Source organism: Crenobacter cavernae (genome assembly GCF_003355495.1).
Classification (GTDB): Bacteria; Pseudomonadota; Gammaproteobacteria; order Burkholderiales; family Chromobacteriaceae; genus Crenobacter; species Crenobacter cavernae.
This window is the reverse complement of the sequence record NZ_CP031337.1, coordinates 985,382-1,000,800: the sequence shown is the minus strand read 5'-3', so window position 1 is coordinate 1,000,800 and position 15,419 is coordinate 985,382. Positions and strand designations below refer to the sequence as shown.

The following is a 15,419-nucleotide window of genomic DNA, read 5'->3' as shown; positions in this document are numbered from 1 at the left end:
GGAAAGTTCGGAGTCAGTGCGCGCTCATCTTCGAGAACAGCTGCAACACGACGACGCCGGCGATGATCAGCGCGATACCGGCGATGGCGGCGAGGTCGGGCTTCTGGCCGTAGACGGCCATCGCGACCAGAGACACGAGCACGATGCCGAGCCCGCTCCACAGCGCGTAGGCGACGCCGACCGGTACGGTCTTGAGCACCAGCGATAGCATCCAGAAAGCGAGGCCGTAGCCGGTGGCGACGATCAGGCTCGGTAGCGGCCGGGTGAAGCCGTCGGACGCCTTGAGCGCGCTCGTCGCGATTACTTCGGCGACGATGGCGACCGCGAGCGACAGGTAGGGGTGCATGAAAACTCCTGAAGATGGAAGGCGCGGCTCGCGAGCCGCTTCATAACGGGCTCAAGGCGGGCGCCGGGACGTTACACTGACGCCCCGCCTTGATGAAACCACTGAGGAACGCGATGAGCGACGTCACCATCTACCACAATCCCCGCTGCTCCAAGTCGCGCGAGACGCTCGCGCTACTGCAAGAGAAGGGCATAGAGCCGGCCGTGATCGAGTATCTGGCGACGCCGCCCGACGCGGCGACGCTGTCCGCGCTGCTCGGCCAACTCGGGCTGTCGCCACGCGACTTCATCCGCAAGAAGGAGGCCGAGTACGAAGTACTGGGGCTCGATGATCCGGCGCTGTCCGACGAGCAATTGATCGCTGCGATGGTCGCGCACCCGAGGCTGATCGAGCGGCCCATTGTCGTCGCGAACGGCCGCGCCGCGCTCGGCCGCCCGCCCGAGGCGGTGCTCGCGCTGTTCCGCTGAGTCGACCCACGCGGCACGGCGCACCCGGCTCGGGGCTTAACGGTGGCGGGACGGTTCAGCGGCAGACGATCAGCCTCAAGCCGAGCGCGGCGAAGATCGTGCCGGCGACGCGGTCGAGCCAGCGCGCGGCGGCCGGCGTGCGCGCGAGCCAGGCGCCGACGCGGCCGGCGGCCAGGCCCAGCAAGGAGAACAGCAACGCTGCCTGCAAGGTGAATAACACACCCAGTTGCGCGATCTGCCAGCCGGGGGCTCCGGCGCCGGCGCTGACGAACTGCGGCAAAAAGGCGAGGAAGAACAGCGCCACCTTCGGATTGATCGCGTTGGCGACGAGGCCGCGCGCGAACAGGCGGGCAAGCGAGGCCTCCGGCAACAGCGCGCCCGACTGCGCCGCGCCGCGGCTCCTGAGCGCCATGACGCCGAGGTAGATCAGGTAGGCGCCGCCGGCGACCTTCAAGGCGGTGAACGCGACCGGCGACGCGGCGATCAGCGCGCTCACGCCGAGCGCGGCCAAGAGCGTGTGCGTAAGGCAGCCGGTCGCGCAGCCGAGACCGAAGGCGACGCCGGCGGCACGACCGCGGCTCGCGCCCATGCCGAGCACCATCAGGTTGTCCGGACCGGGCGACAGCGTGATCAGGATGGCGGCGGCGAGAAAGGCGAGCGCCTGCTCAAAGGCGATCAGCGTCATGGCTTGTCCTCACGGCAAAGGGATTCGGCGCGGCGCCGGTTCCGCCCGAGTCTGCCGCCGGCGCGGGGTGTGGCGCAAGCGAATGCAGCGGGGCCCTGAGCCGAACCGGCCGAGCCCGTCTCGGTCGTCTACCGTGCGGCGTGGGGCGCCGAGTGGGCCTCGGCCAACTTCGACCCGCTCGAGGGCTGGATCGCCAGTATCGAGCGGGGTGGCGGCGAGGGGGAAGGCGTAAAAAAAACGGATAGGTCGCACGGTCGGCGGGGCAATGGTAATGAACGGAACGAATTACATGTGATTATGCATGTAACAGAATGCTCAGTCTGCGCCGGCCAGCACGGCGTGTACGCGCTCGCGGATCGCCGGCACGCAGTCCTGTTCGAACCACGGATGGCGCTTGAGCCACAGCTGGTTGCGCGGGCTCGGGTGCGGCAGCACCGCGTAGCGCGGCCAGTAGCAGCGCCAGTCCGCGACCGTTTCGGTCAGCGTGCTGCCGGCCGCGTCGCCGAGGAAGTGGCGCTGTGCGTACTGGCCGACGAGCAGCGTGAAGCGGACCGACGTCAGCAGCGGGATCAGCAGCGGGTGCCAGGTCGCCGCGCACTCGGGGCGCGGCGGCAAGTCGCCGCTCTTGCCGCGCCCCGGGTAGCAGAATCCCATCGGCACGATCGCGATTTGGCTTTCATCGTAGAAAAGTTCGGGCCCTAGCCCTAGCCAGCGTCGCAGCCGTTCGCCCGAGGCGTCGTCCCACGGCACGCCGCTCGCGTGCACGCGAGAGCCGGGCGCCTGGCCGACGATCAGGATCCGCGCCGAAGCGCTCGCGCGCAGCACCGGGCGGGGCCCGAACGGTAAATTCTCTTGGCATAAAGCGCAGTTTCGGATATTGCTTAATAAATCATCGACGGCGTTTGAAGAATTCATCGCGACGCTCGAAATGAGAGTAAAAATGACATAAAAATAAAATGTGGCGCCATAAGGTGCTGCAGACATGAAAGCGGGGTGGTTGTGAGACAGCATGTACGCCTGAATCCGGGCTGGACCTGGCTTGTCGTCGTGCCGGCGGTTGCGCTCGGCTACTGGGCGGTCGGTCTGTTCGGCACGCATTATTTCGCCCGCTACGGCCTGATGCCGGCGCCGATCTGGCTGCCGTCGGCGCTGGCCTTCGCCGCCGCCTGGCGCTTCGGCGCCGCCGGCCTCGTCGGCCTGTTCCTCGGTTCGATGGCCATCAACGGCGTGTCGCAGGCGCAGCCTCTGGGCGCTGCGCTGACGCTGTCGCTGGCCAACTCGCTAGGCCCGTGGCTGGGCGTGCACCTGTTGAAGCGCCACGTCGGCAACCGCCCGCCTTTCTTCTCGACGAGGGACGTCTGGCATTTCCTGTGGACCGCGGTCGGCCTGGCGGCGCTGATCACCTCCTTCGGCGGCGCGCTGGTGCTGTCGTGGAACGGCGCGCTGCTGTCGCAGTCCTTCCTGTTCACCGCGATGCGCTGGTGGCTGTCGGACGCGTCGGGCACGCTGTTGTTCGCGCCGGTGATGATGCTGTGGCTGTTGCCGCTGCAGCGGCCCGACCTGTTGCCGAAGATTGGCCTTTCCGAGCGCGCCGGGCTCACCGCGGTGGTGCTGCTGTCCTCCTTCCTCGTGCTGTCGCTGCTGTCCAACCCGTCCGGCCTCTATTCCGGCCTGCCTTATCTATTATTGCTGCCGATCAGCTGGGCCGCCGCCCGCGTACCGCTGCGCTACGCCCACCTGCTGGCGAGCCTGGTGTCGGTGCTCGCCATCGTCGGCGCGGTCGAGGAGCGTGGCGCCTTCTTCGTCGACAGCAATAGCCAGGCCTTGACCGCCGCCGGGCTGATGATCGTCAGCCAGACGGTGATCCTCTTGGTGGTCGGCGCGCTGGTGATGGAGCGCAGGCTGGCCGAGGACCGGCTGCGCGTCGCCAACCAGAGCCTCGAGGAGAAGGTCGGCGAGCGCACGCGCCAGCTGGCAGAGAGCGAGTCGCGCTTCAAGCTGGTCGCCGACGCGTCGCCGTTCCCGATGGTGATGAACCGCCTGTCCGACGGCGGCGTGATCTACGCGAACCCGCGCGCCGAGGCGCTGTTCCACAGACGGCTATTCGCCGAACGCGCGCTCTACGTGCAGGACTTCTACGTCGACCCGGCCAACCGCGACCAGGTGGCGGTGCTGTTGCAGGTGCAGGGCCAGGTCAACGACATCGAGGTCGAGTTGCAGGACGCCGACGGCCGCGCGTTCTGGGCGCTGCTGTCGTGCCAGATGGTGCGTCTGGACGGCAGTCGCCACGTGCTGACCGGCATCAACGACATCAGCGAACGCAAGGCGCTCGAACAGCGGCTGCACTCGGCCAACGCGGCGCTCAAGCGCCAGGTCGAGGAGATCGAATCGCTGCAGCAGGGCCTGAAGGAGCAGGCGGTGCGCGACCCGCTGACCGGCCTGTTCAACCGCCGCTACCTCGACGAGAGCATAGACCGCGTGCTCGCGCACTTTGCGGCGCTGTCCCGCCCGGTCAGCCTGATGATGCTCGACGTCGACCACTTCAAGCAGGTCAACGACCGCCACGGCCACAGCGCCGGCGACAAGGTGCTGTCGACGCTCGGCGCGCTGTTGTCCGACCGTTTCCGCAGCGGCGATATCGTCTGCCGCTTCGGCGGCGAGGAATTCATCGCGGTGATGCCCGGCTCGTCGCTGGCCGACGCGCGCATCAAGTGCGAAAGGCTGCGCGAGGAGCTGCAGAACACGCCGGTGCTGCTGCCCGACGGCAGCGAGCTGCACCTGACGGTGTCGATCGGCGTCGCGGCGATGCCCGAGCAGGGCGACGACGCCGAGAGCCTGATCGACGCGGCCGACACCTCGCTTTACGCCGCCAAGAGCGGCGGCCGCAACCGGGTGTGCACGGCCGAACCCTATAATTGGGGGGCGGTGAGCGACGCGTGAAGGAGTCGGAGATGAAACGGATGCTGGCGCTGCTTTTTGCCTGCGCGATGGGTTTGGCGCAGGCCGCCGAATTGGTCGACGGGCGGCTGGTCGTCGACGTGCGCACCCACGAGGAATACGCGAGCGGCCACGTGAAGGGCGCGCTGTCGGCGCCGGTCGATAAGGTCGGCGACATCGTCGAGCAAGTGGCGCCCGACCGCGGCACGCCGATCACGCTGTACTGCCGCAGCGGCCGCCGTTCCGAGCAGGCGCTGCAGGCGCTGCAAAGCCGCGGCTACCACAAGCTCGAGAACCTCGGCGGGCTCGAGGATGCCGTGAAACGTTACGGGCCTCTAGTGCGTTAGGCGCTTTTTAAAGAAGGCTCGGCCAACCTTGGCCTTCAAGGTTGGCCGGGCCCCGAAACAAGACACCCCGCTCAGAGCGGGGTGTTTGCTTGTCGTCGTGTCGGATACCCGGGCCTCAGAAACCGAACGCGGCGAGTTCTTCGCGCGTCAGATGCCGCCATTCGCCGGAGGGCAGGTCGCCCAGCGCGATCTCGCCGAGGCTGATGCGGTGCAGCGCCTCGACGCGGTTGCTCGCTGCGGCGACCATGCGCTTGACCTGATGGTACTTGCCCTGGAACAGCGTCATGTCGAGCGTGTGCTCGTCGATCACCGTCACCGCGTCGGCGGTCACGACGATGTCGTCGTCCTTCAGCAGCACGCCGGCCAGGAGCTGGTTTACGAGGTCCTGCACGATCGGGTGCTTGACCGTCACGCGGTAGACCTTGCCGACCTGCTTCTTCGGCGACGTCAGCGCGTGGACGAACTGGCCGTCGGTGGTGATCAGCAACAGCCCGGTGGTGTCGGCGTCGAGACGGCCGACCGCCTTCACGTCGAGGTTGGAGTACTGCCACGGCAAGAGCGTGAACACGCTCGGGTAGTAGGTCGGCTTGTGCGAGGTCTCGTGCGCCGCCGGCTTGTTGAGCAGGATATACAGGTGGCCGCGCACCAGCGGCCAGGTCTCGCCGTCGACGACGATCTCGGCCAGTTCCGCAGGGTCGACCTCAAGCCGCGGGTCGTCCTCGACGACGCCGGCGACCTCGACCAGACCCGCCTCGATCAGTTGCTTGCATTGCTTGCGGCCGCCGAAACCCTGTTCGTGCAGCAGTCGGTAAAACTCCATCATCACCTCAGGTCGCCATCTCAGTTTTCGTCGCTCAGCGCCAGTTCGACGCTCTGACGGTAATGGCGCTCGGCCAGTTCGGGCTTGTCGGTCGCCTCGAACAGGCGCGCGAGTTCGGCATGCGCGGCCAGCGTCGTCTGCAGCGACAGGCTCGCTTCCAGATAGCTCTGCGCCTTGCCCCACAGCTGTTCGGCGAACGCGAGGCGGCCGAGCGCGACGAGCAGCCAGTGGTCGTCGGGGCTGGCGGCGAGCCACTTCTCGGCGCGCGACAAGAGTTCGACGCGCGTCGCGGCCGGCAGGCGCTCGGCCAGCTGGCCGAGGCGGCGCGACAACTCGGGCGACGCCTCGCCCTTGTCGAAACTCGCCGACAACAGTTGCGCGGCCTGCGCGTCGTCGCCCAGCAGCAAGAGGCGGTCGATCACCGCCTGCATCAGGTCGGGGTTCGCGCGTTCGACGTCGGGCACCTTCTTCAGCCAGCGCGCGACCTCGGCGCCGCTGGTGAAGCCGGTCAGCTGCTGGTTGTACGCGGCGATGCGGTAGCGGCGCGCCTGCTCGGGTTCGAGCGCGTCGGCCTTCAACAGCTTCTCGGTCAGCGCGAGTACCGCGTCCGGCTGCTTCTGCATCAGGCGGATCTTCAGCTCCAGGCGCAGCGCGGAAGTCAGGTTCGGCGACAGCGCGCGCGCGCGTTCGACCGCGGCCAGCGCCTCGAGCGGGTCCTTGGCCGAGAGCTTCAGTTCGGCCTCGAGCATGTGGCGCGCCAGGCGCAGGCGTTCGGGCAGTGCGTCCAGTTGCGTCAGGTAGGCGTCGCGCTTGGCGGTGTCGCCGGTCGCGGCGGCCGAACGCGCGGCGATCAACAGCGCCAGCGCCTTGTTCTCGGGCGAGTACTCGTCCTCGATCGAGTGCGCGGCCTCGCGTTCGGCCTTCTGGTAACGCCCCTCGAAGAAGGCGAGGCCGGCCTCGCGCAGCGCGTGGCGCGCGGCCTTCAGCTTCTTCTGGCGCTGGAAGCGGCGCACCTCGGCCGGCAGGCTGGCGGCGGCGCCGATCAGGCGCAGCGCGCCGTGGGTGAGCAGGATCAGTACGATGACGCCGACGATCAGCAGGTTGAACGACACCTCCATCCGGTACGGCGGCAGGAACAGGATGGCATAGCCGTTGTTGACGGTGGAGGCGAGCCCCAGCAGCACGGCGAGGGCGAACAGCCCGACGATCCACAGCACGAATTTCACGGCGTCATTCCTCTGGCGTTGTCCTGCGGACCTTGTGCGTCGCGCGCGGCTTTCAGGCTGGCGGTCAGGTCGGGCAGCTTGACGTCGAGCGGCGCGTTGTCGAGCTCGGCCAAGCCGGAGAGCCATTGGCGCGTCGACGGCGCATCGCGGTCGAAGTAGCGCTCTACGTAGGTGTTGGCGGCGGTCAGGTCGGCGCGCCAGGTGTTGCCGTCGCGCTGCGTCAGCGCGAGGCGGGCGTCCAGGAGCCTCAGCTTCAGGTTTTCACGCAGGAAGAAGCCCTGTTCGGGCGACAAGAGCAGCGCCTCTGGCTTGTCCATGCGACGGATGCGCACCAGTTCGCCGAAGCTCGAGCCGATCTCGCCGGTCAGGCGTTCCCACCAGCTGGCGGTGGCCGGCTGCGGCGAGGCGGCGCGCGGGGCGGCCGGGCCGAGGCGGTGGTTGTCGACCGCCAAGGGCAGGCTGTCGACCGCGAGCATCAGCCGGTCGATCTTCACCGTCAGGCCGACCGAATCGAGGTAGGGCAACGCCTTCAGCGCTTCGAGGTCGCGCGCGGCGGCGCGTTTCAAGGCGATCAGCTGCGGGCGGTCGAACTGGTCGAGGCGCGAATTCACGTTCTCGAGCGCGACGATGGCGCCGCTGACGTTGCCGGCCAGCTGCAGTTCCTGGCTCGCGACCGCCAGCGTGTGCTCGATCTCGGACAGCAGCCAGTCGGCGCGGCCGCGCGTCAGCTCCTGGTACATGTTGTTCAGCGTCGCGTACTGGCCGGTCGCGAGCGCGACCTGGTCTTCGACGCGCGCGAGTTTGGCGTCGGTCGCGCGGTTGCCCGAGATCGCCTGTTCGGTCAGGCCGCGCAACTCCTTCGCGGCGCCGCCCGATTCGGCCAGCTTCTGCGCGAGCTGTAGCTTGACGCTCGCGAGTTCCTGGCGGGTTTCGTAATACTGCCAGCCGGCCACGCCGAGCGCGGCCAGCGCCACGATCAGCGCCAGGTTCACCGGCGTTTTCTTGGCGGCAGGCGGTACGGGGTCGACGGACGCGGCGGTCGGGATTTCGCTCATGGCTGATGGCTGAACCAGTTCTGGAGGCCTTCGACGAGCGCGTCGTCGCAGGCCCGGGTTGTGACGATGTGGCGGGCGCCGAGCGCCGCCAGCCGTTCGGCGATGCGCGGGTGGGGCACGCCGTACAGCAACGATTGTAATGGCTCGGCCCGGGCCGGGCCAGCCAGTTGGAATAAGCGTTCGGCGATCTCGCCCGAGGTGACGAGCGCGGCGGCGAGCGTGCCGGCGTCTACCGCTGCATCGAAGGCGGCCCAATCGGGCGCGCCGTCGACACGACGGTAGAGCTCGGCCAAGCTGACCGATGCGCCAAGAACCGTCAGCGCGTCGGCCAGCTCCGGCCGTCCGCCGTGGCCGCGCAGGATCAGCACGCGCTGACCCGGCCGCACGCAGAAACCGGGCTCGGCCAACAGCGCGGCGCTGTCGCTCGTCTCGCCCGCCGGATGGACGATCGCTTTTCCCGTCAGCGCGGCAAGCCGCCGGGCGCTGGCCGCGCCGACGCAGGCGAAACGCAGCTTTTCAAGCTTGGCCGAGCCCAAGGCGTCGGCCGCGAAGTCGATCGCGCTCGGGCTGACCGGGATCACCCAGTCGGCGCAGGCCAGGCTTCGCGGCAAGGCTTCGAGCGCGGCCGCGTCGGGCTTAAGCTCGATCACCGGGAAGGCGAGCGGCGTCGCGCCGGCGGACTCGAGCCGCGCGGCGAGCGGCGCGGCCAGTCCGGCCGGCCGCGTGACGAGGACGGTGCGGCCGCTAAGACTCACTCGGCGTCCCGCGCCAGCACCGCGGCGATCAGCTCGTCGGCGCCGTCGTCGGACAGCTTCTTCGCGACGGCGCGGCCGAGCGCGTCGGCGTAGTCGCGCGGCGCGCTGGCGGTGGCGGTCAGCATCACCGAGCCGTCCGGGTGGGCGACGAAGCCGCCGAGCGTGACCACGTCGTCGGTCAGCGTCGCGTAAGCGCCGAGCGGCACCTGGCAGCTGCCGCCGAGTTCACGCGACAAGGCGCGTTCGGCCAGCACGCAGTCGCGCGTGTCGGCGTGGTCGAGCGGCGCGAGCAGTTGTTTGAGGTCGTCGCGGTCGGCGCGGATCTCGATGCCGAGCGCGCCCTGGCCCGGCGCGGGCAGGCTCTCGGACGGCGAAAGTTCGGTGCGGATGCGCTCGGTCAGTTCGAGGCGCTTCAGGCCCGCGGCGGCAAGGATGATCGCGTCGAATTCGCCGGCGTCCAGCTTGGCGAGCCGCGTCTGCACGTTGCCCCTGAGGGGTTTAACGACCAGGTGCGGGTAGCGCGCGCGCAACTGAGATTCGCGGCGCAGGCTCGACGTGCCGACCACCGCGCCGTCGGGCAGTTCGGCCAGCGACGCGTATTTATTGGAGACGAACGCGTCGCGCGGGTCTTCGCGCTCGCAGATCGCCGCCAGCGCGAAGCCTTCGGGCAGCGCCATCGGCACATCCTTTATGGAATGCACGGCGAGGTCGGCGCGGCCTTCGGCCAGCGCGACCTCGAGTTCCTTCACGAACAGGCCCTTGCCGCCGATCTTCGACAGCGTCTTGTCGAGGATCTGGTCGCCCTGCGTCGTCATGCCGAGGATGGAGACCGAAAGGTCGGGGTAGAGCGCTTCGAGACGGGCCTTGATGTGCTCGGCCTGCCACATCGCCAGGCGGCTCTCGCGGCTGGCAATCACCAGTGTTTTCATCGGGCTATCGCTTTGCAAAGTCTGATAAGGGGGATGAGCCGATTCTAGCACGGGGCGAAGCGAGACCCGCCCGGGGTGGGCAGACAGCACAGGGCATAGGCGGAGGCGATGAGCGCACGAAAGCGCCGTAGGACCGAAGCATGCGGCAGCTGCGGTATGATAAGAAAAAATTCGAAGCCATCCCATTCAGGAAAACGGTAATGACTCAAGAAGACCAGGACAGAGACCTCCCCTTCAAGCTCGACCTCGCGCGGCTGGACGCGCTGCTCGCCGAGATCCTGCTCGAGCAGGAAGGCGAGCACGTTTATCAAGAGTTGAAGACGATCCCGGCGCTCGGCGGCAGCGGCGACGCGGCGGCCATGCTCGGCCGCCTGACGCCGGTCGCGGCGAGCGCCTTGGTGCGCGCGTGCGGCTTCTACAGCCAGCTGTTCAACATCGCCGAAGACCTGCACCACACGCGGCTCGACCGCGCCGAGCGCCGCGCCGATACCTCGCCGCGCGCGGGCAGCCTCGAGCGCGCGCTGATGCGCATCAAGCAGGACGGCGTCGGCTTCTCGCGCCTTAACGAGGTGCTGTCCGAGGCGAGCGTCGTGCCGGTGCTGACCGCGCACCCGACCGAGGTGCAGCGCCAGAGCGTGCTCGACGCGCACCGCGCGGTGCGCCGCTTCCTGACGCGCCTGCACTGGCCGGAACTCACCGCCGAGGACGAGGCCGAGCTGATGGCCAAGCTGAAGCGCGTCGTCCTCGCGCTGTGGCAGACGTCGGAGATCCGCCACTTCAAGCTGACCGTCAGCGACGAGATCGAGAACGGCGTCGCCTACCACAAGCTGACCTTCTTCCAGGCATTGCCGACGCTGTACGAGCGCCTCGGCCGCCGCGTGAAAGACGCGTTCGGCGAGACGCCGGAACTGCCGTCGTTTGTCCGCGTTGGCAGCTGGATCGGCGGCGACCGCGACGGCAACCCCAACGTCGACGCGACCGTGCTGCGCCTCGCGTTCACGCGCCAGGCCGAGGTCGCGTTCGGCCACTACTTCGCCGAGCTGGCCGGCCTGTACCGCGAGCTGTCGCTGTCGGCGCGCCGCGTCGAGGTCAGCGAAGGCGTGAAAAGGTTGGCCGAGGCGTCGCCCGACGTCGCCGAGAGCCGCCGCGAAGAACCGTACCGCCTCGCGCTGGCGACCATCGAGGCGCGCCTGTCGGGCAGCGCGAAGGCGACCGGCCTGCCGGCCGGCGGCCGCTACCCGGCGTCCGAACCCTACCTCGACCACCACGCCTTCCACGCCGACCTGTCCTTGCTCGCCGCGTCGCTGAATGCGCACGGCAGCGGTGTGCTCGCCGACGGACGCCTGGGCCGGCTGATCCGCGCGGTCGACGTGTTCGGCTTCTTCCTGATGCCGGTCGACCTGCGCCAGCACGCGGCGATCCACGCCGGCGTGGTCGGCGAGCTGTTCGCCCGCGCCGGGCTCGAGGAATACGCGGCGCTCGACGAGGCGGCGCGCGTGCGCGTGCTGAGCCGCGAACTGGCGACGCCGCGCCTGCTGTACTCGCCGTACGTGCACTACAGCGACGAGACCAGCAAGGAGCTGGCGATCTTCCGCGAGGCGGCCAAGGTCCAGGAGCAGTTCGGCCTCGACGCGATCCGCCAGAGCATCATCTCCAACTGTGCGTCGGTCAGCGACGTGCTCGCCTTGGCGCTGATCGGCAAGGAAACCGGGCTGATCCGGCTCGACGACGCCGGCCGCGCGGTGTCGCGGCTGAATCTGGTGCCGCTGTTCGAGACCATCGCCGACCTGCAAGGCTCGGCCGACGTGATGGACGCGCTGTTCGCGCAGCCGTGGTATAGGGAGCTGTTGAAGAGCCGCGGCAACGTGCAGGAAGTGATGCTCGGCTACTCGGACAGCAACAAGGACGGCGGCTACTTCACCAGCCAGTGGGAGCTCTATCAAGCGGAAAAGCGCCTGGTCGCGTCGTTCGACAAGGCCGGCGTCAAGCTGCAGCTGTTCCACGGCCGCGGCGGCTCGGTCGGCCGCGGCGGCGGCCCGTCGTTCGAGGCGATCATGGCGCAGCCGACCGGCAGCGTCGCCGGCCGCATCCGCATCACCGAGCAGGGCGAGGTGATCTCGTCGAAATACGCCGACCAGGACATCGGCGCCGGCCACCTGGAGGCGCTGGTCGCCGCGACGCTGGAAGCGACGCTGACCGAGCACCAGGTCGACGCCAGCGACGAGGGCGTGTTCGACGAGCTGTCGAGCGACGCGTTCGTCGCCTACCGCGAACTGGTAGAGAGTCCGGGCTTCATGCAGTACTTCCTGGCGGCGACGCCGATCAACGAGATCGCCAAGCTCAACATCGGCAGCCGTCCGGCGTCGCGCAAGGGGCTGGCTAGCATCAAGGACCTCAGGGCGATTCCGTGGGTGTTCTCGTGGTCGCAGTCGCGAGTGATGCTGCCCGGCTGGTACGGCGTCGGCTCGGCCGTCGCCGCCTTCCTCGCACGCCACGGCGAGGCCGGCCTCGAGCGGCTGCAGCGGCTGTACCGCGCGTCGCCATTCTTCCAGGTGATGCTGTCGAACATGGAGCAGGTGCTGGCCAAGGCCGATCTTTCCATCGCGCGCCGCTACGCCAGCCTGGTCACCGACGGCCCGCTGTCGGACGCGCTGTTCGCGCGCATCGAGGGCGAGTGGCAGAAGACGCTGAACGCCTTCCACGCGATCACCGGCCAGGCCAAGTTGCTGGAGGCGAACGCCGCGCTGTCGCGCAGCCTGGACACGCGCCTGCCCTACCTGAACGCGCTGAACCTGCTGCAGGTCGAACTGCTGCGCCGGCTGCGCGCCGAGCCGGCCGACGCCGAGGTGCTGACCGCGACCCACCTGACGATCAACGGCATCGCGACCGGTCTGCGCAACAGCGGCTGAGGCGACGTCGCGTCACGACAAAAAGGTTGGCCGAGCTCGCTCGGCCAACCTTTTTTTGTTGCGCCTTGATTCCCGAACCCGCGCTACGCCCATTGGCTGCCGAGCGCGGCGAGGTCGGCCTTCTTGAGGTCCTGCGCGTCCATCAGGATGCGGAATTCGCAGTCGGCGTCGAACTTCAGGAACCACGGCTCGGCAAAGCGCGGAATCTCGTGCGCCTCGTTCACTTCGATGATCAGCATCACCGTGCGCAGGCCGTTCTGTTCGGTGAAAAACGCCTGCTGCGGCTCTGTCGCCTCCAGGATCTGGTTGATGACATCGCCCGCCGCGCCGTCGCGCACCGATTGGTTGAAGGGTTCGTGGGGGATATGGACTGTCAGGAGCATACGCATGGCTTCTCTCCTCGTGGGTTGGCGGCATCGTCTGTCCGGTGCCATCCGGCTACCCAGCTATAGCCCCGCGGCCGGGCGTCCACAAGATCACGCGCGGTGGTGTTTTCCGTATAATCGGTCTCGAATCAACTCAGCCTCGGGTAATCCCATGCAAGACGCACACGCCTGGTCCGGCCGCTTCACCGAGCCGGTTACGGAACTGGTGAAGACCTACACCGCCTCGGTCAACTTCGACAAACGCCTGGCCGAATTCGACATCGCCGGCTCGCTCGCGCACGCGCAGATGCTGTCGGAAGCGGGCGTGCTGTCCGCAGACGACCTCGCCGCGATCCAGAACGGCATGGCCGAGATCCTCGACGACATCCGCGCGAACCGCTTCGACTGGAGCGTCGACCTCGAAGACGTGCACATGAACGTCGAGCGCCGTCTGACCGACAAGATCGGCGACGCCGGCAAGCGCCTGCACACCGGCCGCAGCCGCAACGACCAGGTCGCGACCGACATCCGCCTGTGGCTGCGCGCGACGATCGACGCCATCGTCGGCCACCTCGAAGAGCTGCAACTGAGCCTAGTCGACCTGGCCGACGCGAACGCCGACACCGTGATGCCGGGCTTCACCCACCTGCAGGTCGCCCAGCCGGTGACCTTCGGCCACCACATGCTGGCCTACGTCGAGATGCTCGCGCGCGACGCCGAGCGCATGGCAGACGTGAGAAAACGCGTGAACCGCCTGCCGCTGGGCTCGGCCGCGCTGGCCGGCACGACCTTCCCGATCAACCGCCTGCGCACCGCCGAGCTGCTCGGCTTCGACGACGTGTGCCAGAACTCGCTCGACGCGGTATCCGACCGCGACTTCGCGATCGAATTCACCGCCGCCGCGTCGCTCGTCATGGTGCACTTGAGCCGCCTGTCAGAAGAGCTGATCCTGTGGATGAGCCCGCGTGTCGGCTTCATCGACATCGCCGACCGCTTCTGCACCGGCTCTTCGATCATGCCGCAGAAGAAGAACCCGGACGTGCCGGAACTGGTGCGCGGCAAGTCGGGGCGCGTGGTCGGCCACCTGATGGGCCTGATCACGCTGATGAAGTCGCAGCCGCTCGCGTACAACAAGGACAATCAGGAAGACAAGGAACCGCTGTTCGACACGGCCGACACGCTGATCGACACGCTGCGCATCTACGCCGACATGATGCGCGGCATCACCGTGAAGAAAGACGCGATGCGCGCCGCCGTGCTGCAGGGCTTCGCGACCGCGACCGATCTGGCCGACTATCTCGTCAAGAAAGGCCTGCCGTTCCGCGACAGCCACGAAGTCGTCGCGCTGGCGGTGCGCTACGCCGAGACGCAGGGCGTCGACATCGCCGACCTCAGCCTCGACAAGTTGCGTGAATTTTCCGCGCTGATCGACGACGACGTGTTCGCCGTGCTGACGCCGGAAGGCTCGCTCGCGCAGCGCGACCATGTCGGTGGCACCGCGCCGAAGCAGGTGCGCGCGCAGATCGCGCGCCACCGCGCGCGCCTCGCGCAATAAATCGCCCCGGCCGGCCGAGCCTGCGGAAAACGCCCCGATTCGTCGGGGCGTTTTGCTTCCGGAGCGCCGCAGAATTTCCGTTTGTCATGTTGCTTGGCAGCAAAGTCAAAAAAACGTCGTGCGGGCGCTTCATTTCCGGTCGCGATTTGCTCATTGGCGGAAAAACATGGTAAAGACAGAGGCATTATTTTCGGATCCGAACCAAGATGAACCGCTCCCCCCGGCACGACCGCATCCTGCAGCTGGTACGAGAGAATGGCTTTATGCCGATCGAGGAACTGGCGCGCCTGCTCGACGTGACGCCGCAGACGATCCGGCGCGACATCAACCAGCTGTGCGAGGCCAACCTGCTTCGCCGCTATCACGGCGGCGCAGCGCTCGGCAACAGCGTCGAGAACGAGGACTACTTCGCGCGTAAGGGCAAGTTCCAGAGCGAGAAGGCGCACATCGCCGACATGATCGCCGAGAGCATCCCCGACCACGCGTCGCTGTTCATGAGCATAGGCACGACGATCGAGGCGGTCGCGCAGGCGCTGGCGCAGAGCCACAAGGGGCTGAGGGTCATCACTAACAACATCCACGTCGCGTCGATCCTGTCGGCCAACGCCGACTTCACCGTGATGATCACCTCGGGCGTCGTGCGCGCGTCCGACGGCGGCATCACCGGCGTGGCGACCTTGGACTTCATCAACCAGTTCAAGGTCGACTACGCGGTGCTCGGCGTCGCCGGCATCGAGACCGACGGTTCGCTGCTCGACTTCGACTACCGCGAGGTGCGCGTCGCGCAGGCGATGATGGGCAACGCGCGCCACCGCTTCCTCGCCGCCGACCACAGCAAGTTCGGCCGCAACGCGCTGGTGCGCATGGGCCACGTGTCCGAGTTCAACGAACTGTTCACCGATGCGCAGCCGCCCGAGGCGCTGAAGAAGCTGCTCGACGACCTCGGCGTGCACATCCACCTGGCCGAGCCGCTGCCGATCTGAGGCGGTGCCGCGGGATGAAAAAAGCCGGAGACGCGTCTCC

General features: G+C 67.9%; 15 protein-coding genes. 6 read left to right on the top strand and 9 right to left on the bottom strand.

Going from position 1 to position 15,419, the window contains the following annotated elements:
- Window positions 1–13: 13 nt before the first annotated feature.
- The gene (locus tag DWG20_RS04865; RefSeq protein WP_115432749.1) at window positions 14–346 is read right to left on the bottom strand and encodes a DMT family transporter; all 333 of its coding nucleotides are present in this window, start codon (window positions 344–346) and stop codon (window positions 14–16) included.
- 113 nt (window positions 347–459) lie between these two features.
- Here DWG20_RS04865 and arsC point away from each other — a divergent pair, with 113 nt between their 5' ends.
- Complete coding sequence (gene arsC, locus DWG20_RS04860) at window positions 460–813, top strand: arsenate reductase (glutaredoxin) (RefSeq protein WP_115432748.1); 354 nt, start codon at window positions 460–462, stop codon at window positions 811–813.
- A 55-nt stretch (window positions 814–868) separates the two neighbouring features.
- Here the strand turns inward: arsC and DWG20_RS04855 are convergent, their stop codons facing one another.
- Window positions 869–1,498 (bottom strand): LysE family translocator, encoded by a 630-nt coding sequence (locus tag DWG20_RS04855; protein WP_115432747.1) that lies wholly within the window; start codon window positions 1,496–1,498, stop codon window positions 869–871.
- 315 nt (window positions 1,499–1,813) lie between these two features.
- Window positions 1,814–2,323, bottom strand: coding sequence for a uracil-DNA glycosylase family protein (locus DWG20_RS04850; protein ID WP_245944772.1), 510 nt, complete (start codon window positions 2,321–2,323; stop codon window positions 1,814–1,816).
- Between the two features lie 168 nt (window positions 2,324–2,491).
- Between DWG20_RS04850 and DWG20_RS04845 the strand changes: the two genes are divergently transcribed.
- Window positions 2,492–4,438, top strand: a complete 1,947-nt coding sequence (locus DWG20_RS04845; protein WP_245944771.1) for a sensor domain-containing diguanylate cyclase — start codon at window positions 2,492–2,494, stop codon at window positions 4,436–4,438.
- A gap of 11 nt (window positions 4,439–4,449) precedes the next feature.
- On the top strand, window positions 4,450–4,782 hold the full coding sequence (locus tag DWG20_RS04840; protein ID WP_220272009.1) for a rhodanese-like domain-containing protein: 333 nt from the start codon (window positions 4,450–4,452) through the stop codon (window positions 4,780–4,782).
- A 115-nt stretch (window positions 4,783–4,897) separates the two neighbouring features.
- Here DWG20_RS04840 and DWG20_RS04835 read toward each other — a convergent pair whose 3' ends face one another.
- The 5 genes from DWG20_RS04835 to hemC are packed head-to-tail and all read right to left on the bottom strand — an operon-like array spanning window position 4,898 to window position 9,567.
- Entirely contained in the window at window positions 4,898–5,602 is a 705-nt protein-coding gene (locus DWG20_RS04835; protein WP_115434731.1) for a pseudouridine synthase, read from the bottom strand.
- Between the two features lie 20 nt (window positions 5,603–5,622).
- The gene (locus DWG20_RS04830; RefSeq protein WP_115432745.1) at window positions 5,623–6,828 is read right to left on the bottom strand and encodes a heme biosynthesis protein HemY; all 1,206 of its coding nucleotides are present in this window, start codon (window positions 6,826–6,828) and stop codon (window positions 5,623–5,625) included.
- Complete coding sequence (locus DWG20_RS04825) at window positions 6,825–7,883, bottom strand: uroporphyrinogen-III C-methyltransferase (protein ID WP_115432744.1); 1,059 nt, start codon at window positions 7,881–7,883, stop codon at window positions 6,825–6,827. Before DWG20_RS04825 ends, DWG20_RS04830 begins: the two co-directional genes overlap by 4 nt.
- The gene (locus DWG20_RS04820; protein ID WP_115432743.1) at window positions 7,880–8,638 is read right to left on the bottom strand and encodes a uroporphyrinogen-III synthase; all 759 of its coding nucleotides are present in this window, start codon (window positions 8,636–8,638) and stop codon (window positions 7,880–7,882) included. The genes DWG20_RS04825 and DWG20_RS04820 overlap by 4 nt, the downstream gene beginning before the upstream one ends.
- Window positions 8,635–9,567: a hydroxymethylbilane synthase gene (gene hemC / locus DWG20_RS04815; RefSeq protein ID WP_115432742.1), complete on the bottom strand. Its 933-nt coding sequence runs from the start codon at window positions 9,565–9,567 to the stop codon at window positions 8,635–8,637. Before hemC ends, DWG20_RS04820 begins: the two co-directional genes overlap by 4 nt.
- Before the next feature lie 200 nt (window positions 9,568–9,767).
- Here hemC and ppc point away from each other — a divergent pair, with 200 nt between their 5' ends.
- The gene (gene ppc, locus DWG20_RS04810) at window positions 9,768–12,476 is read left to right on the top strand and encodes a phosphoenolpyruvate carboxylase (RefSeq protein WP_115432741.1); all 2,709 of its coding nucleotides are present in this window, start codon (window positions 9,768–9,770) and stop codon (window positions 12,474–12,476) included.
- Between the two features lie 83 nt (window positions 12,477–12,559).
- Here ppc and DWG20_RS04805 read toward each other — a convergent pair whose 3' ends face one another.
- On the bottom strand, window positions 12,560–12,865 hold the full coding sequence (locus DWG20_RS04805) for a panthothenate synthetase (RefSeq protein WP_115432740.1): 306 nt from the start codon (window positions 12,863–12,865) through the stop codon (window positions 12,560–12,562).
- Between the two features lie 148 nt (window positions 12,866–13,013).
- Here DWG20_RS04805 and argH point away from each other — a divergent pair, with 148 nt between their 5' ends.
- The gene (argH, locus tag DWG20_RS04800; protein ID WP_115432739.1) at window positions 13,014–14,396 is read left to right on the top strand and encodes an argininosuccinate lyase; all 1,383 of its coding nucleotides are present in this window, start codon (window positions 13,014–13,016) and stop codon (window positions 14,394–14,396) included.
- A 206-nt stretch (window positions 14,397–14,602) separates the two neighbouring features.
- A complete protein-coding gene (locus DWG20_RS04795; RefSeq protein ID WP_115432738.1) occupies window positions 14,603–15,379 on the top strand; it encodes a DeoR/GlpR family DNA-binding transcription regulator in 777 nt (258 codons plus the stop codon).
- Window positions 15,380–15,419 lie beyond the last annotated feature (40 nt).

Coding starts and splice junctions, on each gene's coding strand:
- DWG20_RS04865 (WP_115432749.1), bottom strand. CDS start 346: ATGCACCCCTACCTGTCGCTCGCGGTCGCCATCGTCGCCGAAGTAATC.
- arsC (WP_115432748.1), top strand. CDS start 460: ATGAGCGACGTCACCATCTACCACAATCCCCGCTGCTCCAAGTCGCGC.
- DWG20_RS04855 (WP_115432747.1), bottom strand. CDS start 1,498: ATGACGCTGATCGCCTTTGAGCAGGCGCTCGCCTTTCTCGCCGCCGCC.
- DWG20_RS04840 (WP_220272009.1), top strand. CDS start 4,450: ATGAAACGGATGCTGGCGCTGCTTTTTGCCTGCGCGATGGGTTTGGCG.
- DWG20_RS04835 (WP_115434731.1), bottom strand. CDS start 5,602: ATGGAGTTTTACCGACTGCTGCACGAACAGGGTTTCGGCGGCCGCAAG.
- DWG20_RS04825 (WP_115432744.1), bottom strand. CDS start 7,883: ATGAGCGAAATCCCGACCGCCGCGTCCGTCGACCCCGTACCGCCTGCC.
- hemC (WP_115432742.1), bottom strand. CDS start 9,567: ATGAAAACACTGGTGATTGCCAGCCGCGAGAGCCGCCTGGCGATGTGG.
- ppc (WP_115432741.1), top strand. CDS start 9,768: ATGACTCAAGAAGACCAGGACAGAGACCTCCCCTTCAAGCTCGACCTC.
- DWG20_RS04805 (WP_115432740.1), bottom strand. CDS start 12,865: ATGCGTATGCTCCTGACAGTCCATATCCCCCACGAACCCTTCAACCAA.
- argH (WP_115432739.1), top strand. CDS start 13,014: ATGCAAGACGCACACGCCTGGTCCGGCCGCTTCACCGAGCCGGTTACG.
- DWG20_RS04795 (WP_115432738.1), top strand. CDS start 14,603: ATGAACCGCTCCCCCCGGCACGACCGCATCCTGCAGCTGGTACGAGAG.